The organism is Corynebacterium sp. ACRPH (assembly GCF_022347285.1).
Taxonomy (GTDB): Bacteria; Actinomycetota; Actinomycetes; order Mycobacteriales; family Mycobacteriaceae; genus Corynebacterium.
Genome location: NZ_JAKRND010000011.1, coordinates 36,319 through 56,933 on the forward strand (window position 1 = coordinate 36,319; position 20,615 = coordinate 56,933).

Genomic DNA, 20,615 nt, shown 5'->3' on the forward strand with positions numbered 1-20,615 from the left:
CATCAAAAATATTTGCACAAGGCTTGCAATGTTTCGCAGACTGTGCAAATATTTTGCGCATGGCAAAATTCCTGTATCGAGTAGGCCGCTCCGCCTACCTTCATAAATGGCGTTTCCTCGCCGTATGGCTGATCGTGCTGATCGGCGTGGGCACCGCCTCCGCACTATTAACCAAACCAACCTCGCAGTCCTTCACCATCCCCGGCCTGGAGTCCATCGAGACCCAGGAAAGGATCAAGGAAGAATTCCCCAACGGCGAAGACGCTGATCAGCTAGAGGCAGCCACGGGCAAGCTCGTGATCCAAGCCCCTGAAGGTCAGACTCTTGCCAAGGGCGAGGCTGCACAATCGACCGAAGACATCCTTCAGGCGCTGCAAAAGCTCGATTTCCTGAAGGACAAGGAAAAGCTCGTCTCCCCCGTGCTGGCCAGCGAAAGCATGCACCAGCAAATGGCTCCCATGAAGCAGAAGCAGGGAATGCCGAAGGAGCAGATTGCATCCGACATCGCTGCTCTAAGCCCGCTGAGCTCCGACAAGCGCACTGGCACAATCGAGGTTTCCTTCGATGCGGAAACTGCAGCAGACGTGCCCGCAGAGGACGTGCAAAAGTTCGAGGATGCGGTAAAGAACAACGCCGGTAACCTCAACGTTGGGTGGAGCGGTAACGCATTCCAGCAGCCGGAGATGAGCATGGCCTCCGAAGCCATCGGCCTGGCCGTCGCCGCCATCGTTTTAATCGTCACCTTCGGCAGCCTCGTGGCTGCAGGCCTGCCGCTACTCTCCGCGGTGATTGGCGTGGGCACCGGCATCGGCATCGTCATGGCCGCCACCTCCGTCACGGACAACATCAACTCCATGACCCCCACCCTGGCCTCCATGATCGGCCTGGCCGTGGGCATCGACTATGCGCTGTTCATCCTCTCCCGCTTCCGCAACGAGCTGGTCGCCCATGTGGATGGTCAGGATCTGGAACCGAAGGAACTACACCAGAAACTCAAAACAATTCCCGTCAAGGAACGCGCCCACCTTGCCGGCCTCGCAGTCGGCAAGGCCGGTTCCGCGGTTGTCTTCGCTGGCCTTACGGTCCTGATTGCACTGGCAGCACTGTCCATCATCAACATTCCGTTCCTCACCGCTATGGCCTTGGCCGCTGCCGGTACCGTGGCCATTGCCGTGATCGTCGCAATCACTCTTCTGCCCGCCATCATGGGCCTCATTGGCACGAAGGTCTTCGCAGGGCGCGCGCTTGTAGTCAAGGCTCCGGACCCAGAGAACGAGAAGCCGACCATGGGGCTGAAGTGGGTGCGCATCATCCGCAAGAAGCCCGCCCTGTGGTTGGTAGGCGCTGCAGTGTTGTTGATTCTGCTGGCCATCCCCGCAATGAATCTACGCCTGGCCATGCCCTCTGATGGTTCTATGGCCAAGGGCACACCCAACCGTGTCGCCTACGAAATGACGGAGGAGGGCTTCGGAGCTGGTCGCAATGCCCCGATGGTTGCCCTCGTGGAATACCCCGACCTCAACGACAAGGAAAAGGCTGCCGCCACGCAGCAGGCCGTTGCCACCCTACAGGGCACCGAAGGCGTGGAGAACGCCCAGGTAGTGCAGACTAACGGCGATCCACGCAACCCAGCCGACCTGGGTACTGCAGCCCAGGTGATGATCACCCCGTCCTACGGTGCAACAGATGCCCGCGCCGCCGATGTCCTGGAGCAGATGCGAGCCGAGGAAGCCGGATATACCGAAAAAACCGGGGCAACCTATGCCATCACCGGCGTCACCCCGATGTACGAGGACATTTCACAGCGCCTGTCGGACGTCCTCATCCCCTACATCGCCATCGTCCTCGTGTTGGCTTTCATCCTGCTGATGGTCGTCTTCCGTTCCATCTGGGTGCCACTGATCGCGGCACTGGGCTTCGGCCTGTCGGTGGCTGCCACGTTCGGCGTCACCGTCGCATTGTGGCAGGAAGGCTTCGGCGGCATTATCGACGACCCGCAGCCGATCATCTCCTTCCTGCCCATCATGCTGATCGGTATTGTCTTTGGCCTAGCAATGGACTACCAGGTCTTCCTGGTTACCCGCATGCGCGAGGGCTGGGCGCACGGCAAGACCGCCGGCAACGCCACCGCGAATGGTTTCAAGCATGGCGCGCGCGTGGTCACTGCAGCCGCGCTCATCATGATTTCGGTCTTCGCTGCCTTTATGATGGCTGACGAGCCGTTTATTAAGGTGATGGGCTTTGCCCTGGCCGCCGCCGTATTTTTTGACGCCTTCATCGTCCGCATGACCTTTATTCCAGCGACGATGTTCCTTCTCAGCGAACGGGCGTGGAAGTTCCCCAAGTGGCTGGCAAAGATCGTCCCCGCCGTCGATGTCGAAGGTGAGAGCCTGGTGGGATTGAACGCCGACGGTAGTCGTGCCCCAGAGGCGCCTACAACAGAAGGTGTGGCACACCCGCGGAATTCGCAGGAAAGCGAGAAGTAGGAGGCCGCGAGATGAGCTACGACAACGGTAACCAACCGGAGAAGAATGCGCTCGGCCTGCGGGATCGCAAAAAGGCCGAAACCCGTAGGCACATTGCCCATGCCACCGTTGAGCTGTTGGTGAATGAAGGTGCAGAGAATACGACAATTGCTCGCATAGCAGAAAAGGCCAACATTTCCGCGCGCACTTTTCACAACTATTTCCCTCACCGAGAAGCAGCTTTATTGTTCATGCTTAATCAATTCATTGATGAAATGATTAGCCTGGTGAACACTTCGGAGCCGGGCCAACGTTTAATTACGGTAGCAGAGAATATCGCCGTGAACTTTTACAACCGTCCAGCAGAGAACCCGAACAGCATCGAAACTCTCTCCCGCCTTGCCGATCACCTTCACGGCATTCCTCCGCAGATCAGGAAGGAACTTTTCGCAGACGGCGACCGCTCCTTCAGCAACGGAATGGAGTTCTTCTCCCCGCTCGTGCAGGCATTTCAGCAGTACAGCGAACGTGAGGGGCGGGAGCTGAGTACTGCGAATGCACTACTACTCATCAACACGGTTCTGTTTGTCCCAAGCATTTTCATGGAACTTAACAAGGCCGGAAACTCCACTACCGAAGAGGACATTAGAAATGCCTTTCATTTGCTAGCAGGAGGACTTTCGAAGCTCGGATAGCCCTGGGAAAAAGATTTTAGATATCACACTATTTCCCAGGCAAGACTCTTTGAAATTGTTTTTCAAATCTGTCCGTCGCAAATATCAGACCTGCTACACTATCCTGCATTCAACCCTTTCCTGCACACAGGACATATCGGGCAAAATGAAAGGTGTTCCCCACTCTCATGTCGACCAGCGCGACCATCCCCGAGCCCTCCGCGTCCCGACGCGAACAGAAGAAGGCCGAAACGAAGCAGAATCTCATCGATTCAGCCATTGAGCTGTTCATGGGTTACGGCCCCGAGGCCGCGACAGTCCACGCCATCACCAAGCGAGCTGGGGTATCCACCCGCACCTTTCACAACTACTTCGAGCGCCGCGACGACGTATTCGCCTACTACTTGCACGAGGTCTTTGAACACTTCGCCCACCGGATCCGCGACATCGCGGCGGACCACCCCACCGGCCGCATCGTGGACATCATGCGCGATGCAATGTGGATCTACTGCTTCCCATCGTGCGATGAGCAAGTAGATTCCGGCGCAACCGAGCTGGTGGACCCGACCACACCGGACATCCGCAAGTTCAAGCCACTACTCACCATGCTGGAGAACCCACAGGATAAGGGTAGCGCTGAGCACCTGGATGTGGACCTACCTACCCTCACAGAACCTGGAACCAAGGCGCTGTGCGATGTCGTCCCCGACCTCTCCCCTTTCAAGGCATTCCTGTTGCTGGATGTTTCCTTCAGCATCGCCATGCGCGCCGTAGAGGCAGCTGCGGACGAGCGGCTATCCGGTGGCCTCAGCCCCGAGGAGCTCTACAACCAGGCCTTCGACATGCTAGCCCGTGTCGACCGCATTGAGGACGAAAAGTAGTCGCCTCACCAAAAATCAAACCCGGTTTCCTTTGCCCAGACCTGATAAGGGAAGATGGGCACTGTGGAATCAGAGGGAATCTTTACAACGCTTCTCAACGCAACGCTGATCATCGGTGGCTACCCGATCCTCTGGCGCGAAATCATCGGCAATCTCTTCGGCCTAGCCTCCGCCGTCGGCGGGATGAAGCGCGTGGTGTGGGCCTGGCCCGTGGGAATCGTCGGCAACGTGCTGCTGTTCACGGTGTTCCTGGGTGGGCTGTTCCACACACCACAGGATCTGGACCTCTACGGCCAGGCAGGCCGCCAGGTGATGTTCCTCATCGTCTCGCTGTACGGCTGGTATCAATGGAGCCGCGCCCGCACTGCCGGCATGCGCGAGCCTGATAACACCGACCCCTCCCGCTCCATCGTCAGCGAGCCCGCCGCCGACAGCGCCGCAGTGCAGCCCAGCTGGGCCAGCACCAAGGAACGCCTCGGCATGCTCGCCTTTGCGGTGATCGGCACCGTAGTCTTCGCACTGATCTTCGACGCGCTAGGTTCGTGGGGGCCGTGGGCAGACGCCTGGATCTTCACCGGCTCCATCCTGGCCACGTTCGGCATGGCCCGCGGCTGGACGGAGTTCTGGCTGATCTGGATCGGCGTGGATATTGTCGGAGTACCCCTGCTGCTCGCCGCGGGCTACTACCCCTCCGCGGCGCTATACGTGGTCTACGGCGCGTTCGTGCTGTGGGGATTCTTCGTGTGGTTGCGGGTGCAACGCACGAAAACCACCGGCGCCGCAGGCGCCGCCAGCAGCTAGTGCCTAGCCCAGTAGCGCCCGCCATTTCTCCACGTCCACGTCATCCGTGGAAGCCGGCTCGAACTGCGCGTTGTGATCCTTGTGCTCCAGCACTGCGCGCACTCCCTCGATGAAGTTCGGCCCCCGGCGCAGCTCGCCACCGACCTTGAATTCCATATCCAAAGCCTCGCGCAGCGTTGCACCCTCCGCGCGGCGGAAAAGCTCCACCGTGGCCACAAGACTCTCCGGGTTGGCACCCTTCAGGGAATCGGTCACCTTGGTTATAAACTGCGCCAATTCGGCGTCCGAAACAGAACCCTCATCCCGCACGATCCGGGCTTCGATGTCTGCCCAAGAACCTTCGGCGAAAGTCCGCTCGATCCACTCCGCGTGCTTCTGCAGCGTAGAGGTGGGCTCCTCCAGCTTCTGCGGGTCGAGAGCATTAGACCGCAGCGCCTCGGGAAGGTCGCCCGAATGCAGGTCGGATTCAAAAGCATGCACATCCGCCACCAGGTTCGTGACCAGGCCGGTGTACAACATGTCCGCAGGGCTTAGACGCCAACCCGTGGTGGCGATAAAGAACCCCACGGCGGGGGAGCAATCCAGGTGCGTCAGCCGATAAGACATGCCCACGTCGGGCACGAACCCAATCGCGGCTTCCGGCATTGCCCCCAGGGTGCGCGGGGTGATCACGCGGTGCGAGCCATGCATGGAGATGCCCATGCCGCCGCCCATCACGACGCCTTCCAGCAGCGCGATCACGGGCTTGTTTACCCGCGACAGCCGCTCATTGAGGTCGTACTCTTCCTCAAAGAAGGAGTCCCCGAAGCGATACATGCGCTTCATGTCTCGCATCCGCACGTAGCGTACGTCCCCGCCTGCGCAGAAGGCCCGGTCGGAGGACGACTTGATCACGATGAACTGAATCCAATCATCGTCGGCCCATTTGTCGACCGCCTCGCGGATTAGGCGGATCATCTCCACGTTTAAGGAATTCAGAGCCTTAGGGCGATTCAGCTCGATAACCCCGACGTGACCTGCGACGACGGTCGTTACTTCCGCATCCGGGTCGTACGTCGGGTGCTTCCTTCTCTTGTCTGCCATGTCACCATAATTACAGGAACGACAAGGAAGTGCAGCCTAGTTTAAATCTAAGGTCTACTTAGATTTCTTGCCCTTCTTGGACTTCTTGCCCTTCTTCTTTTTGTCGCCCTTGTTCTTTTTGGACGCCGCAGCCTCCTTGCCCTCGGACTTCGACTTCTTCTTGGAGTTCTCCTCGGACTCAGCCTCCTGAGCCTGCTTGGCTTCCTCGGCCTGCCGCTTCAGCAGGTCCTTCTCCAGCAGCTTCGCCACGTCGGGCACGTAGCGGAACTGGGTGCGCGGCGGGCGCTCGTAGGTGTTGTCGGATGCCGGGCGCTCCGGAATCTTCGGCACGTTCTTCTCCACGTACTCCCACGGGATCGTGTTCAACAGGTGGTTGATCACGTTGATGCGGGAGCGCTTCTTGTCCTCGGACTCCACGGTGTACCACGGGGCAGACGGGATGTCGGTGTGCACGAACATCTCATCCTTCGCGCGCGAGTAGTCCTCCCAGCGCGTGATGGACTGCAGATCCATCGGGGAGAGCTTCCACTGGCGCAGCGGGTCGGACTGGCGGGACTGGAAGCGGCGGATCTGCTCTTCATCGGACACGGAGAACCAGTACTTGCGCAGGATGATGCCGTCCTCAACCAGCAGGCGCTCGAAGATCGGAGCCTGGTGCAGGAAGCGGCGGTATTCCTGGGTGGTGCAGAAGCCCATCACGCGCTCCACGCCAGCGCGGTTGTACCAAGAGCGGTCGAAGATGACGATCTCTCCGGCGGTGGGCAGCTTCTCGATGTAGCGCTGGAAGTACCACTGTCCCTTCTCGCGCGAGCTGGGGGCCGGCAGAGCCTCGATGCGGCAGACTCGCGGGCTGAGGTACTGGGTGATGCGCTTAATCGCGGACCCCTTGCCCGCCGCATCGCGCCCTTCCATCACGATGACGATGCGGGCTCCGGTTTCCACCACCCACTGCTGCATTTCGACGAGTTCAGCTTGGAGCCTTTTGAGCTCCTTTTCATAGGCCTGTTTGTCCAGCTTGGGAAGTCTATCGCTCATTGTTCCAAGCTTAGTTCTTCGCAGGCCGAACGCCTAATAATCTCTTAGCTTTTAGGCCTTACTAAGCCTGGGCGAGAGCAACCTCACAGATAGTGCAATAATTAGCCCTTATGCAGACAAAGGAAGTCGCTTCGGCGCGATTGGAAAACTTCAGACACCTCAAGATCAACCTCCCGGTTAAGATCGCGTTGAGTGTGCTGCTGGTGCTTTCTGTCCTGCCGAAGATCTTCAACACTCGCGGCTTCCACTACAACCTGGACCTGGACGTCTACCGGGTGGGAGCCCAGCGCGTTCTGGACGGCCAGGAGCTCTACAGCGGCCACTTCCACATCATCGGCGATACGTATCTGCCGTTTACATACCCGCCGATTTCGGCTCTGTTGTTCACTCCCCTGGCGGTGATCCCTTATAACCTGGCCGCCGTTTTGCTAGTCTGCGCCACGGTGACCGTCACTTGGTGGGTGCTCACACACACCGTGCACGCGGCAGCGCGCCTAGACCGCGCCTCCGCCGGGTGGGTGTCGGTGGCGCTCACCGCAGTGTTGATCCACTTGAGCCCCATCCACACCAGCTTGGCCTATGGGCAGATCAACGTTCTGCTGATGGGAATGGTCTTCGTCGATGCGCTCATCGTACCTCGTCGCTACCGCGGCCTGCTCACGGGTGCGGCGGTTGCTATCAAATTGACGCCCGCAGTCTTCGGCCTGTGGTTCCTTCTGCGCAAGGACTGGGGTTCCATCCTGCGCATGGGCGTAGGCACGCTCGGCACTACAGCTTTAGCATGGCTGATCCTGCCACGGGATTCTCTGGAATATTGGACGCACACGCTGCGCGAAACCGGGCGTATCGGCAACCACGAATACGCCCTGAACCAAAGCATCAACGGACTGCTGTACCGCTTCGGCCTGCGGACGGACGACTCCTCCAGCTTGTTGTGGGTACTGCTGGTGTGTGTTTCGCTGGCAGTCATCACCTACGTCATGATCAAGCTGCTCCGGGTAGATGCACCGATCGTCGCGCTGTGCGTCAATTCCCTGTTTGCACTGCTGGCCAGCCCAGTCTCCTGGAACCACCACTGGTCGTGGGCTCCGGTGCTACTGGTGGCTCTGGCCTGCTACGCGATTGCGGATCCCACTTCCCCGCTGGCGACTCCGCGCTGGCTATGGATTGCCCTGGTTGCCCTGGGCTTTGTCGCTTTCGCCTTCGAGCCCACCGCTTTCGTGCCTTTCCAGGAACAGCGCGAGTTCGAGTGGAACGCCTGGCAGGCGCTCCTGGGTAACTCCTACCTGTGGTGGACAATCCTGGCCCTGCTGGTGATGACGGTTCGCCTCGCGCTTTACCGCGGCAAGACCTCCGACAAGACCCCAGTCTCTGAGGCAAGCTCCGAAGCTTAAAGGGTTTTAGGGATTTAAGCCCCTTGCCTTTAGCACTCCGGCACGTTGACGGAGACGTTCGTCGCTAACCCGCCGCCGGCCGTTTCCTTGTACTTCTCGGACATGTCCCTGCCGGTCTGCCGCATGGTCTCAATGACCTCATCAAGGGTGACGTGATGGTCCCCGTCCCCGCGCATAGCCATCTTTGCGGCGTTGATGGCCTTGCCCGCACTGATGGCGTTTCTTTCGATGCACGGGATCTGCACCAAGCCGCCGATGGGGTCGCAGGTAAGCCCCAGCGAATGTTCCATCGCAATCTCCGCCGCGTTCGCCACCTGTCGCGGAGCCCCTCCCAGCACCTCAGCCAGCCCGGCAGCGGCCATGGAGGCCGCAGAACCGACCTCGCCCTGGCAGCCGACCTCCGCGCCGGAGATGCTGGCGCGCTCCTTGTACAACGAGCCGACCGCGCCTGCGGCCAGCAGGAAGCGCCGGTTCACCTGGAATGGGTCCTGCTTGCCGGCAGGCGTGAACTCGCGGGCGTAAAACAGCACGGCGGGGATGATTCCCGCAGCACCATTCGTCGGCGCGGTGACCACCCGCCCACCAGCTGCGTTCTCCTCGTTTACCGCCAAGGCGATCAGGTTCACCCAGTCCTCGGAAAACTCGGCAGTGCGGTGCGGGTCCTCCTCCATCAGCTGGTCGTACCAGCGCTTCGCGCGACGGCGAACCATCAAGGCTCCGGGCAGCACTCCGGCGAAGGTTACTCCACGCTTGGCGCAATCCTGCATGGCCTGGGCGATGGCATCCAGGTTCGCATCGATCTGCTCGTTGGTGCGCAACGACTGCTCGCAGCGCCGCTGCACCTCCCCCAGGCTAATGCCCGCGTGCTCCGCCAGGGAGATCAGCTTGTCACCGGACTCGAACAGCCACTGCCCGCTGAGCTCGTCCAGTGTGGGAACTTCCTCCTCGGTACGGATGAAGCCACCGCCGATGGAGTAGAAAGTCTGCTTCAGCGGCTCGGATAGGCCGCTGACCACGAATGTCATAGCATTCGTGTGAATCGAACGGCGCACGGTCGGCCGCAGCACAATGTCTTCGAAACCGCAGGTGACGGGCAGGCTCTTATCGCCCGCCAGGTAAATGGTGCGAGTTTCGCGGATCTCATCCAGCCGGGACTGCATGTAGTCCGGATCCACCTGCGCCGGATCGGCACCGTCCAGGCCCAGCAGGCAGGCCCCCAGCGTTCCGTGTCCAGCCCCCGTAGCGGCTAGCGAGCCATACAGGACAACGCTGATGCTCAGCTGATGTTCGCCCTCATCGGGCAGGCTCACCACGTCGGCCAGCTTGTCGGAGCCCAGCGGGCGCAGCCCCTCCTCGGTTGCTGAGTCGGCGGCGCGGGGAGACGTGGCGTCATCCCCCAAAAAAGCTTTGACCCGGCGCGCGAAGGACAGACCCGCGCGCATCGGCCCGACGGTGTGCGAAGAAGACGGGCCGACGCCGATCTGGAAGAGGTCGAAAACGCTGACAGTCATAGTGGTGCTAAGGGGGTGGTGTGAAAGAGGTGGGTTTAAGGGCTAGTTATCCTCGACGCGGAACTCGGCCATGCGGTCCCACTCGGTCTTTCCTGGGATCTTCGTGTTGATGATCTCCGGGGTTTCCAGCAGGTACTTCGGCATCTCGTCGCAGGCGCGCTTGAAGTGCTCGGACTCTACGTGGGCGGCGTCGGCATCGTCCTGGAAAGCTTCGATCAGCAAGTACTCGTTTGCGTTCTCCGGGTCGCGGAACCAGTCGAAAAAGATGTTGCCTTCCTCGGCGCGGGTGGCCTCGGTGAACCAGGAGACCTCCTGCAGGAAGTTGTCGGCGAACTCGGGGCGGACCTTGTACTTCACATTAATAAGGATCATGGTGCCCCACCCTACGCTGTGCACCCGAGTGTTGGCAGATGGCCAGCTGGCCGAAGATCTTTGACCTGCCTCCGGCCTACACACGGCCTGCGCCCGGCTCTAGCCGTTGTCCACGCCGACTTCCTTCTCCGGGCCTTGGGACTCCATCGCTGCGTCCAACTGCTTGCGAAGCTCCTCGGCGCGCTGCGGGTTGAAGTCCCGCCCGCCGACCATCGCCAGCATCCCGTCCAACACGCTGTTGCCGTAGTTGTGCCCGTGGCCATTCGGCACGTTGGCCGCAACTGGAAGATCCATGGTGACCTGCCAGAAGGTAACAAACGGGATCCAGGACATAGACGGCGAGCGGTCAAAACCCGCCGGTTCCTTCAGCCAATCGGGTTCCTGGGCGATCAGCGACGGCGACCACCACACCACCGGGTCCGAAGGATGCTGAATAAACAGGATTCGCGGATGGTGCCAGCCGGCGCGCGAGGTCAGATCTTCTTCTCGACGCCACCGCCAGATCTCATCGGAGTTCTCCGCAAAGCGGACATTCAGCCCGCCCGCGTATTCCGCAGACACTTGCGGCGAGCCGGGGTCTCGCCGATCCACCAGGTCGTGCCACAGCTTGTTTGAGTTCGGTGGCCCCACCCACAGCAGGCCATCCACGCTAGAGACGATGTCGCGCACGCCAGAGAATGCCCCACTGCCCGCGTTGGTACCCAGCGATTCGCCGTAAACGTACAGCTTCGGGCGGTCGTTTTCCGGCAGGGTGCGCCACCAGTCCACGACGGTGGAGACCAGCGCCTCTCCCGCGTCTTCCACGCGCTGCTGGTCGGCGATGAACTGCACGCCACTGGGCAAGTAGGAGTACTGGGCCGAGGCGATCGCGGAATCGCCGTCGAACATCAGCTCGAAGGCCTGGGCGGTCGTGGGATTCACCCATCCGGTGCCGGTCGCGGGCACCACGAGCAACGCCTCGCGGTCCTTCGCGCCCGTCCGCTTCAACTCCTCGACCACGCTTTCCGCTCGGGCTTTATCCGTATCCTCCGCACCGTTTTCCAGGCTGGCGTACACACGGATGGGTTCCTTGCTGGGTCGGCCGGTCAGAGCCTCCAGCTCGTCCTTGTACATCCCCAAGCCGACGAACCTAGTGCCGAAGGCGCCCAGATCCTCCCACTTGTTGGGCGACTGCGGGCTGCCGGAACGCTCCGGCACCTGGGGTTGCTCCAGATCCTCCCGGATCTCCTGGTCCCGGACCGAAAACACCCGTTCGGTGGCGCTGACAACCGTGCCGGGGACGACGGTATCCACCAGGAAAAGCAAGGCCATGCCGACGGCCAACCAGGCGAACAGCGGGCGGGTAACCCCACCCAAGCGGCGCCCCACGGGGCCGTCTTCCAACGCCTCGATCAGCCACAGCAGTCCCTTGCCCACCAGCACGATCAGCGCCCACAGTCCGATGCCGATGGGCAGCACCAGCAGGAACTCCGCCGCCGTATAAGCCTCCGCGTCCATCAGGTGTGCCAGCTCCTGCTGCCAGCGCACGGCGAAGGAAACCCACACAAGTAGCGCCAGAATCACGACGGCCACGAAGCCAATCTCCAGGCCATTCTTCAGCTTCCGCATCCCCCGGTCGCTGAGATCCAGCCTGTCCTGCAGCTTCTCTAGCAGCCCCAAGGCCTTGCGGCGGCCCCGTCCCATGGGCTCGTTGAAGCGCCGCTGAAGGAAGGCTTCCCACAGCCAGTGCAGGAACACACCAACGGTGTAGCCGGTGCCACCGGAGATACCCGCGACCACTCCCTGGAATAGCCAGTCGCGCGGCAGCAGCGAGGGCGTGAGCGAAGCCGCGAACAGCAGCGCGCCGACGATCACACCGCCGGGATCCACGTGGGCCTCCCACTGATTTCTGGCGGCGCTCAGCCTCTCTGTGTACTCCTCCTCTGTGGTGGAGGCGACATCAGCTATCTTCAAGCTTCTCCCCGATTTCCAGCCACTGCATCTCCAGCTCGCCGTGTTCTTCCTGGTGAGTCTTCAGGTCCTTATCCAGTGCGGCCAGCTCGTCAGTCACGGGCTCGCCGGTGGCTGCTCTCTCCGCCACCTCGTTCATCTTCTCGTGGATGGAGTTAATCTTCTGCTCGATCTTGCCCATCTTCCTTTCCAGCGCGCTCATTTCCTTGGTGAGTGCGTGAACCTCTTTGGCGCCGAGGCTGGGGCGTCCAGAAGAAACAGCGCCAGAATCCGCAGCGTCGAAGGTCAGAGTGTTCTTGCGCCCCTCATCGCTGGCCTCCTGCTTGCGGCGCTCCAGGTACTGCTCGATGCCGCCGGGCAGGTTCGTCAGCCGGCCATCGCCGAACAGCGCCCAGGTGGAATCGCAGATGCGCTCGATCAGGTAACGGTCGTGGGAAATCACCACAAGCGTGCCGGGCCATTCGTCCAGCAGGCTTTCCAACTCCTGCAGGGTGTCGATGTCCAGGTCGTTCGTCGGCTCGTCCAGCAACAGCACGTTCGGTTCGGCCATCAGCACGCGGGTCAGCTGCAGGCGGCGCTTCTCGCCACCCGACAGGTCCCCGATGGGCGTGCGCTGGCGCTTCGCGCTGAAGCCCAACCGCTCGGCCAGCTGGGAGGCGCTGATCTCCTTGTCGCCGAAGGTCACGTAACTGGCGACGTCCTCGACAGACTCAATCAGGCGCTTCGTGGGGTCCAGGTCGTCTAACTCCTGCCGCAGCCAACCCAGGCGCACGGTCTTGCCCTCGATGCGGCGGCCCTGCTCCAGCGGCGCCTCGCCCGCCAAGGTACGCAGCAGGGTCGTCTTGCCGGAACCGTTCACCCCCACCAGGCCGATGCGCTCGCCGGGACCCAAACGCCAGGTCAGGTCCTCGACAAGGGTGCGCCCGTCCGGGGTGGTGATGCACGCATTCTCCAGCTCGATGACCTTCTTGCCCTGGCGGCGCGCGGAGAAGCTCATCAGCTCCACCTTGTTGCGCATCGGCGGCACGTCGGCGATCAGGGATTCCGCAGCCTCGATGCGGTAGCGCGGCTTCGACGTTCGCGCGGGCGCACCGCGGCGCAGCCACGCCAGCTCCTTGCGCGCGAGGTTCTGGCGACGCTGTTCGGCCGCATCCGCCTGCCTGGCGCGCTCGGCGCGGGCGAAGGTCCAGTCGTTGTAGCCACCCTCGTAGACGTCTACCGCGCCGTCGTGCACCTCCCAGGTGTGGTTGGCGACGGTATCCAGGAACCAGCGGTCGTGGGTGACCACAACCAGTGCAGTGTTGCGCCCCAGCAGGTGCTCAGCCAGCCACTGCACGCCTTCGACGTCCAGGTGGTTGGTCGGCTCGTCGAGGATCAGCAGGTCCAGATCCTGCACCAACGCGGCGGCCAGGCCGGTTCGGCGGCGCTCGCCACCGGACAGCGAGTGCACGGGAGTATCCAGCCCCAGCCGGGCGATGTCCAGCCCGTTGAGTACGCTGCGCACCTTCGGGTCGCCGGCCCATTCGTATTCCTGCAGACCCAGCGGTTCCAGCACTGCCCCGGCGACAGTCATGTCTTCCGGCGCGTCGCGCAACACATCCTGAGTGACCATTGCCATGCGCAGGTCGTTGTTGTGGCTTACGCGCCCGGAGTCCGGCTCGTCCTTCCGGCTCAGGATGTTCAGCAGGGTGGACTTGCCACCTCCGTTGAGCCCGACCACGCCGATGCGGTCGTTACTATCCACGCCGAGGCTTACGTCGTCGAGCAGGGTCTTTAGCCCGTAGCTCTTCGAGACTTTTTCTAGGTTGATGAGGTTACTCAAGTACTTCTTCCCTTTTTATGACGCCCGCAGCCGCAGCTGGGGAACTCGTCGTCATCGTGGAGCTGGCTTTCCCGGCCACGCTGACGGCTGTCGCGACCTCCACCGCGTCGTCGGCGGATGCGCATAGCATGGCGACCGTGGGGCCGGAACCGGAAACGATTGCGGCGATGGCGCCGGCCTCCTCGGCGGCCTTCAGGGTCTCGCGCAGGCTGGGCAGCAGGCTGATGGCCGGGGCCTGCAAGTCGTTAACCAGCAGCTTTCCCACTTCTTCCGGGTTGCCTGTCCGCAGAGCTGCGATCAGCCCCTCGGGGCTTCCGGCTCGCGCGGCCTTGGGGCTGGCCTCCGAGGCAGCGGCGCGCTGCTGGTCCAGCTGACTAAACACCTCCGGGGTGGATAGGCCGCGCTTGTCGGTGGCGATGGCCCAGTGATAGGTGCCCGTGGCGATGACGGGCATGAGGTTTTCCCCTTTGCCCGTGCCCCTTGCTGTGCCGCCGAGCAGGCAGAAGGGCACGTCGGCGCCGAGGTCGGCTGCGATGCCGGACAGTTGTGCGCCGTCCGGGCGGCGCGGGGAACGCGGGTCCGGGAAGTACAGCTCTGTCGCCGCAACCAGCGCGGCTGCCGCATCCGCCGATCCCCCGGCCATTCCGCCGGCAACGGGAATTCCCTTGTTGATGTGGATGTGCACGGGCTGTGCTGCCCAGGGGACGTGCGTGTCTCGTGCCAGTTTCTGGATCGCGGCAACGGCCTTCCACGCCAGGTTGCTGGAATCCTGTGGCACCAGGTGGCTGTCGAAGCCGGAGACACTCCAGGTGCACGGCGCCGCTTCGGCCTCTTGTACAGCTTCGGCATCCTGCGCGCCTCGCGCATCCCGCAGGGCGACGGTGACCTCTTCCTTCAGCGACACGGCCTGAAAGACCGTGTCGAGCTCGTGGTAGCCATCTTCTCTGGCCGGCCCCACGCCGAGATGCAGGTTCACCTTGCCGTGTGCACTAGCCGTGACGGAGCGGTACTGGGGCTCCTGGGGGCCGAAGATGTGGGAAACAGTCATTGTGCACCCCTCAGCGAGGCCGCGGCTAGTTGCACGAACTGTTCCGTCGAGAGCTTCTCACCGCGCAGGGTCGGGTCGATCCCCGCGCTTCGCAGCGCACCTTCGGCCGCCTGGCCGCTGCCGAAGTGGCCGGACAGGGCGGCACGCAGCGTCTTGCGGCGCTGCAGGAAAGCAGCGTCTGCCAGAGCGAAGACCTCGCGCCGCAGCTGCTCGGCATCTAGCTGTTCAATACCCTGATCTGCGTCAAACTGCTCGGCGCCCGACTGCCTGCCAGCCCACGGCTCCGCCCCTTCGGCGTAGCGGTCGATGCGCACCAGGCCGGAATCGATCTTCGGCGCTGGCCAAAAGACGTTCTTGCCGATAGTCGCCGCGCGGGCGACGGAGCCGTAGAAACCAGCCTTCACGCTGGGCACACCATAGATCTTGGATCCGGGCGCGGCGGCCAGACGGTCGGCGACCTCCAGCTGCACCATGACCAGAACGCGGTCGATACTGGGGAACTCCTCCAGCATGTGCAAAAGCACGGGAACGGAGACGTTATAGGGAAGATTCGCCACCAGTGCGGTGGGAAGGGGGCGTCCAGCGTCGGCAAAGTCCTGCGCCGTGACCGCCATCGCGTCCTTGAGGATCACCGCTGCATCAGCCTCGCCTGCTCCCTGTTCATCCAGGGTGGCAGGCAGCTTGGCGGCGAGGCGCGGATCGATCTCCACGGCGGTAACGCTCGCGCCAGTTTCCAGCAGCGCGAGGGTCAAAGAGCCCAGGCCAGGGCCGATCTCCACCACGTTGTCGTCCGCGGTGACATCGGCGGCCTTGACGATCTTGCGCACCGTGTTGGGATCGTGGACGAAGTTCTGCCCCAGCTTCTTAGTGGGGTTTAGGTCCAGTTCCTCGGCGAGCTGCCGGATCTCATTGGGCCCCAGCAGCCGAATCTTCCGTTCATTCACCATTCACAGGATAGTCGAGCTGGTGCCCGATAAAAACCGAGGTTGCTGCGCTGCTGTGCATAGCTGTGCGCTGTTGTGCACAGCCATCCGCTACAGTGCTCTACGGCTTAGCGCAGACCCATCTTGGAGGTGCAGGCAGGCCATGCGCCCCAGCCCTGTGCGGCTTGGACGCGCTCTGCAACGGCGATCTGCTGCTCACGGGTAGCCATGTGAGCAGCCGGGGCGTACTCAGTACCGCCGAAGCCGGCCCAAGTAGACGGGGTGAACTGCAGGCCACCGGAGAAGCCATTGCCGGTGTTGATGGACCAGTCGCCGCCGGCCTCGCACTGCGCCAGCTGGTCCCAGACGGAACCGTTGGCCACAGCCGGAGCTGCTGCGCCGGTGTTGGAGCCCTTGTCCTTGCCCTCGTCCTTGTCAGCCTTCTTGGTGCCGCGGATGATTACTCGCTCCTTCGGAGCGGTGATCTCCTTGCTGGACTTCTCCTTGCGGCTAACCTCTTCGCCATTGACGGTGCGGACGGTCGCAACAACGCGAGCCTTGCCCGGCGCGCCCTTCTCTACGACCTTCTCCTCACCCTCGGGCATGTTCGGGTCTTTCTTCACACGCTCCGGAGCCGGGATCTCCTCGACCTTGGTCTCCTCGCGGTTAGCGATGCGGGTGACCTCGACGTGCATCCCCTCCTTCAGAGGGGTGTCGGCGGCCGGGGTGACCTTGTCATCCTTGCCCAGCGGGGTGCCGCGCATCTCGAAGATCTCACCCACGGTGCGGGCAGGCAGGCTCATGCGGCCGTCCTTGCCACCATCGTTCAGAGTGAACTTCTTCGGGGTAACGATCTCCAGCTCCATGCCGTCCAGCGGGATCTCCTGGTTACGTGCCTGGGACAGCTCGCTGACGGCGTCGCTGCGGCCGATCTGGTCCAGGAAGGAGCCGACGGTCAGCGCGGTGGTGTCGATCTTCTCCTGCTTGCCGTCGATGGTCAGGGCCACCGTGCGCGCGCTGCGGACGGTGATCTTGGAGTTGTCACTGACGGACTCGTCGAGTGCCGGGGTAACCATTGCGCGGTTGTCGATCTCCACACCAGCGGACTTCAGTGCGCCCTCGACGTCGCCGGACATGGTGCTGGCCTGGATGATGTCGCCGTTGACATCCAGAGTGACCGACTTCTGCCCTGCCACCGCAACGCCACCGCCGACAACCAGGGTTGCGAGCATGCCACCCGTGGCGATGCGCAGCGGGGTGGAGCTGGTGTTGTTAATGCGGTGCAGGTGGGACTTCTTCTTCGGTGACACTAGATCGTTGCCTCTCTTGTTACTGACGCCCTTTAGGTTTCAACCTCGCCACGTTCTGTGCACGTAGCGACGGGGCGCCCGAACGCCGATTTTTTCAACTTTTGTCACAATACGATAACGATCCTTGTTAAACAAAGATCCACGCCAAAATGTTCCGCAAATCACAAATATGGGGGTGCAGCTGCGATAACAGCAGACACAGCCCCCAACATGCGTTAATTTCTATATGTTTTCGTTACCTAGCGTCACACAAGGAACAGAAACCTCACTAGCGAGACAGCACTATGCACTAAGTGCCCAGGTCGATCCCGTAGAGCCGTTGAGCGTTCGCGGTGATCAGCTCCCCCAGCTCCTGCGGCTCTACCCCGCGCTGCTCCGCCACACAGGCCGCGGTGTATCCGACAAAGGCCGGCTCGTTGCGCGCGCCCCGGAAAGGCTCGGGGGTCATGTAGGGCGCATCGGTCTCCACCAGAATCTGCTCCGCCGGGGCAATGCGCGCTGCCTCGCGCAGCTCCTCATTGCGCTTGAAGGTCACGTTGCCCGCGAAGGACAGCACGTAGCCGCGATCCAGTGACTCCTTAGCCACGTCCAGCGGGGAGGAGAAGCAGTGCAGGATCACATTCTCCGGCTGCGGCGCGTCGGCGAGCACTCGCAGCAGGTCGGCATCGGCCTCGCGGTTGTGGATCATCAGCGCCTTGCCGGATTCGCAGGCCAAATCGATATGGAAGCGCAGCGCCTCTTCCTGCACCTCGATGCTCGGCGTTTCCTCCCCGTCACCTGGATCCTTGCCGATCCAATACGCATCCAGGCCGGTCTCGCCGATCGCCACGCAGCGCGGGTGGAAGGCCATCTCGCGCAAACGCTCGCGCACTTCTCCCGCCACCGTCTGGGCCTTAGTCGGATGTACAGCGCAGGCCGCCCACACGCGGTCGTGGAATTCCGCAGCTTGTAGGGCCTTCTCCGTTTCCTCGATCCCGTCGCCGACGGTGCACACGCCGCGCACGCCGGCAGCATAGGCGCGATCCATGAACTCCCCCACCAGCCGGCGGTGGCCTTCCTCCCCGAACGTCCTGTCCCCTGCATCCGAGCCCACCACATCCTGCCGGTGCTGGTTCTTCAGCACCGTGGACCACAGGTGGGTGTGGGAGTCGAACAGCGGGACTATCGGCTCGGGTGGGACGGGTGTCGGACGCTTCTTTCTTGCCATGCCCACCACCCTAGCGCTCCCTTAGGCGGTGCTCCCTAGGCGGTTCTACGTGCGGTCGTCCACGAACACCTTCCGGCTGGCCACCAGGCCCGCCGCCAGCAAAACGAAGTTGAACCCCACAAGAACCAACAGCCCGGCGGTCCAGGACGCAGTGGCGTCATAAAGAGCACCAAAACCAAAAGGCCCGACGCAGGCGACCGTGTACCCAATGCCCTGCGCACCCGAAGAAAGAACCGCGGCGGCCTTTGGTTCGCGGGTGCGGGTGGCTATCAGCATCAGCCCCAGCGGGAAGGTGGAGCAGCCCAGCGAGACCAGCGAGATCCACACTACTGGCAGGCGCATCGGGTCGGTGATCACCATCAGCAGGGCCACGAACATGCAGCTGCACGACAGTATCGTCACCCACGCCGCGCCGCGCTCAAAGCGGGAGGTCATCCACGGCACGATAAACGACGAGGCAGTTCCGACCAGCGCGAACACTCCGCCGATAATGCCGCCGAGCTGCGCCGATCCACCAGATTCCACGATGATCTTCGGCGCCCACGTGATGAAACAGTAGGAAATGGAGGACGTCATGGCGAACATCACCACGATTCCCCAGCTCACGGGATTGCGCCACATGTGCCGATACGCGCCGCGCGACTCGCTGTTCTTGTTCTTTATGACGCCCAGTAGCTTCCGCGGGTGCGCCTGTCGCAACATCTCGCTCCCGCGCTGGGCCGCGGTTCCCGGAGTCACCGAAAACACGAGAACTCCCCAGCACAGCAGCGCCAACAGCGGCGGGATCGCCCACACTCCAATCGCCACGCGCCATCCGCCGAGCTCGGCTAGCGGAACGGACACCACGGATGCGGTAGCCATGCTGACCTGCCCGACGGCCATGTAGGCGATCGACATGACCGTTAGCTTGAACGGGAAGTAGTCCTTAATAACAGCAGGCAGCAGAGTGTTGGTGATACCCACTCCGACCAGGCCGATCATCGTCCCGGCGAGGAATGCCAGCCCGTTGGGCGCCGCAGCGCGTAGGCCGAATCCGGCGGTGGCCAACACCATGGCGGTACTGATGACCGCGCGGAAGGATAGCACCCTTGCTAAAGGGCTGGAAAGAACCGCGGCGACGGCGAACATGGCCGTAGGTGCCATGCCGACCAGCCCGATGAAAAGGTCGGAGGCGCCGAGGCCAGTGTGAACTTCGTCGGCGATAGGCGGGAAGGCGCTGACGGGGCTGCGCAGATTGGAGCTGGTCAGCAGCACCGCGAGAGCAGCGATAAGCGCCATCGCAGAGGGCACGCGACGGGTCGCACTGGTCGCCTTCGACATTTTGTTCACCCCCGGTTCGTTTTAGCTTCGCGTCAGCGCCACTTTCTAGACACGCAGGCGCGGCACACTAGCTACAAACCCTACTAGACCAGCAACCTCCCGCTACATTGCGACTGCAAAGGCAGGCACCAACACCATGGAACACTTGATCGTCTTCGACTTGGGCGGCGTACTGGTTCAGCGCCGCCACACCCTGCGTGAGCTCACCACCGTAATGATCCGCCACGCCAACATTCAGTCTCGCTCCAACAACGGCAGCCAGACCAGCGTTCCCACCATCATCACCGACCCGTTTAGCTTCGAGGCGGCATACGGCCGCTACCGCGAAAGCTACAGCCTGTCGATGGGGCCGAACGACTACTTCACCACCCTCTGCCGTGCCGCCGGCGTGCAGCCCACCGAGGAACTGATTGCGGAGCTGCTGGAGACCGACACTCGCCTGTGCTCCACCGTGAACACTTCCGTGCTGAACCTGCTGAATCACCTGAACGCCATCGACCAGCCGTGGGGAATATTCAGCAACGCGCCGCGTCCGGTTATGGAGGCCGTGATGGATCAGGATTGGACGACCGCCGCGGCCGTCACCTGCTTCTCCCCCGACCTGCGCTTCACCAAGCCCCACCAGGGTGCGTTCCGCCGCTTCGAGCAGGCCGCGGCCAGAGCCGGCCACGAGTACGCTTCCCTGATCTACTTCGACGACCGGCAGACTAACCTCGATGCCGCCAAGCGTCGCGGCTGGGAGGCATTCCCCTGGCACGGAGTCGAGTCCGTCCACGAGGTACTCTCGCCCATCACCGGCCTGCGCCGCGCGGACTAGCC

16 protein-coding genes and 1 pseudogene are annotated in these 20,615 nt (G+C 62.3%); 6 read left to right on the top strand and 11 right to left on the bottom strand.

Going from position 1 to position 20,615, the window contains the following annotated elements:
- The first annotated feature begins 59 nt into the window (after window positions 1-59).
- The 4 genes from MHX66_RS07150 to MHX66_RS07165 all read left to right on the top strand — a co-directional run bounded on the left by MHX66_RS07150 (window position 60) and on the right by MHX66_RS07165 (window position 4,821).
- On the top strand, window positions 60-2,486 hold the full coding sequence (locus tag MHX66_RS07150) for an MMPL family transporter (protein WP_239201752.1): 2,427 nt from the start codon (window positions 60-62) through the stop codon (window positions 2,484-2,486).
- 11 nt (window positions 2,487-2,497) lie between these two features.
- Window positions 2,498-3,160 carry a TetR/AcrR family transcriptional regulator gene (locus MHX66_RS07155; protein ID WP_239201754.1) on the top strand — a complete coding sequence of 221 codons (663 nt, stop codon included), beginning with the start codon at window positions 2,498-2,500 and terminating at the stop codon, window positions 3,158-3,160.
- A 167-nt stretch (window positions 3,161-3,327) separates the two neighbouring features.
- Window positions 3,328-4,020 (top strand): TetR/AcrR family transcriptional regulator, encoded by a 693-nt coding sequence (locus tag MHX66_RS07160; RefSeq protein ID WP_239201757.1) that lies wholly within the window; start codon window positions 3,328-3,330, stop codon window positions 4,018-4,020.
- A gap of 54 nt (window positions 4,021-4,074) precedes the next feature.
- Window positions 4,075-4,821: a nicotinamide riboside transporter PnuC gene (locus MHX66_RS07165; protein WP_239201760.1), complete on the top strand. Its 747-nt coding sequence runs from the start codon at window positions 4,075-4,077 to the stop codon at window positions 4,819-4,821.
- Between the two features lie 3 nt (window positions 4,822-4,824).
- On the opposite strand, the gene MHX66_RS07170 is transcribed toward MHX66_RS07165, so the two are convergent.
- Together MHX66_RS07170 and ppk2 are read right to left on the bottom strand one after the other, a co-directional pair.
- Window positions 4,825-5,904, bottom strand: coding sequence for an enoyl-CoA hydratase/isomerase family protein (locus MHX66_RS07170; RefSeq protein ID WP_239201762.1), 1,080 nt, complete (start codon window positions 5,902-5,904; stop codon window positions 4,825-4,827).
- Between the two features lie 159 nt (window positions 5,905-6,063).
- A pseudogene (ppk2, locus tag MHX66_RS07175) lies at window positions 6,064-6,939 on the bottom strand (polyphosphate kinase 2); the annotation flags it as partial.
- A gap of 110 nt (window positions 6,940-7,049) precedes the next feature.
- Between ppk2 and MHX66_RS07180 the strand changes: the two are divergent.
- Window positions 7,050-8,333 carry a glycosyltransferase 87 family protein gene (locus MHX66_RS07180; protein WP_239201776.1) on the top strand — a complete coding sequence of 428 codons (1,284 nt, stop codon included), beginning with the start codon at window positions 7,050-7,052 and terminating at the stop codon, window positions 8,331-8,333.
- A 29-nt stretch (window positions 8,334-8,362) separates the two neighbouring features.
- On the opposite strand, the gene MHX66_RS07185 is transcribed toward MHX66_RS07180, so the two are convergent.
- From MHX66_RS07185 to MHX66_RS07225, 9 genes are all read right to left on the bottom strand, one after another.
- A complete protein-coding gene (locus MHX66_RS07185; RefSeq protein ID WP_239201777.1) occupies window positions 8,363-9,844 on the bottom strand; it encodes an L-serine ammonia-lyase in 1,482 nt (493 codons plus the stop codon).
- A 42-nt stretch (window positions 9,845-9,886) separates the two neighbouring features.
- On the bottom strand, window positions 9,887-10,216 hold the full coding sequence (locus tag MHX66_RS07190; RefSeq protein ID WP_239201784.1) for a putative quinol monooxygenase: 330 nt from the start codon (window positions 10,214-10,216) through the stop codon (window positions 9,887-9,889).
- Window positions 10,217-10,315: 99 nt separating this feature from the next.
- On the bottom strand, window positions 10,316-12,169 hold the full coding sequence (locus MHX66_RS07195) for an alpha/beta-hydrolase family protein (RefSeq protein ID WP_239201787.1): 1,854 nt from the start codon (window positions 12,167-12,169) through the stop codon (window positions 10,316-10,318).
- On the bottom strand, window positions 12,156-13,988 hold the full coding sequence (locus MHX66_RS07200; RefSeq protein WP_239201790.1) for an ABC-F family ATP-binding cassette domain-containing protein: 1,833 nt from the start codon (window positions 13,986-13,988) through the stop codon (window positions 12,156-12,158). The genes MHX66_RS07195 and MHX66_RS07200 overlap by 14 nt, the downstream gene beginning before the upstream one ends.
- Window positions 13,981-15,036, bottom strand: coding sequence for a 4-(cytidine 5'-diphospho)-2-C-methyl-D-erythritol kinase (locus MHX66_RS07205; RefSeq protein WP_239201792.1), 1,056 nt, complete (start codon window positions 15,034-15,036; stop codon window positions 13,981-13,983). The genes MHX66_RS07200 and MHX66_RS07205 overlap by 8 nt, the downstream gene beginning before the upstream one ends.
- A complete protein-coding gene (gene rsmA, locus MHX66_RS07210; protein ID WP_239201794.1) occupies window positions 15,033-15,983 on the bottom strand; it encodes a 16S rRNA (adenine(1518)-N(6)/adenine(1519)-N(6))-dimethyltransferase RsmA in 951 nt (316 codons plus the stop codon). The genes MHX66_RS07205 and rsmA overlap by 4 nt, the downstream gene beginning before the upstream one ends.
- Before the next feature lie 104 nt (window positions 15,984-16,087).
- Window positions 16,088-17,269, bottom strand: a complete 1,182-nt coding sequence (locus MHX66_RS07215; protein WP_239201797.1) for a resuscitation-promoting factor — start codon at window positions 17,267-17,269, stop codon at window positions 16,088-16,090.
- Window positions 17,270-17,558: 289 nt separating this feature from the next.
- The gene (locus tag MHX66_RS07220; RefSeq protein ID WP_239201800.1) at window positions 17,559-18,476 is read right to left on the bottom strand and encodes a TatD family hydrolase; all 918 of its coding nucleotides are present in this window, start codon (window positions 18,474-18,476) and stop codon (window positions 17,559-17,561) included.
- A 45-nt stretch (window positions 18,477-18,521) separates the two neighbouring features.
- A complete protein-coding gene (locus tag MHX66_RS07225) occupies window positions 18,522-19,796 on the bottom strand; it encodes a CynX/NimT family MFS transporter (protein WP_239201806.1) in 1,275 nt (424 codons plus the stop codon).
- A 136-nt stretch (window positions 19,797-19,932) separates the two neighbouring features.
- Between MHX66_RS07225 and MHX66_RS07230 the strand changes: the two genes are divergently transcribed.
- Window positions 19,933-20,613 carry an HAD family hydrolase gene (locus MHX66_RS07230; RefSeq protein WP_239201807.1) on the top strand — a complete coding sequence of 227 codons (681 nt, stop codon included), beginning with the start codon at window positions 19,933-19,935 and terminating at the stop codon, window positions 20,611-20,613.
- Window positions 20,614-20,615: the final 2 nt, after the last annotated feature.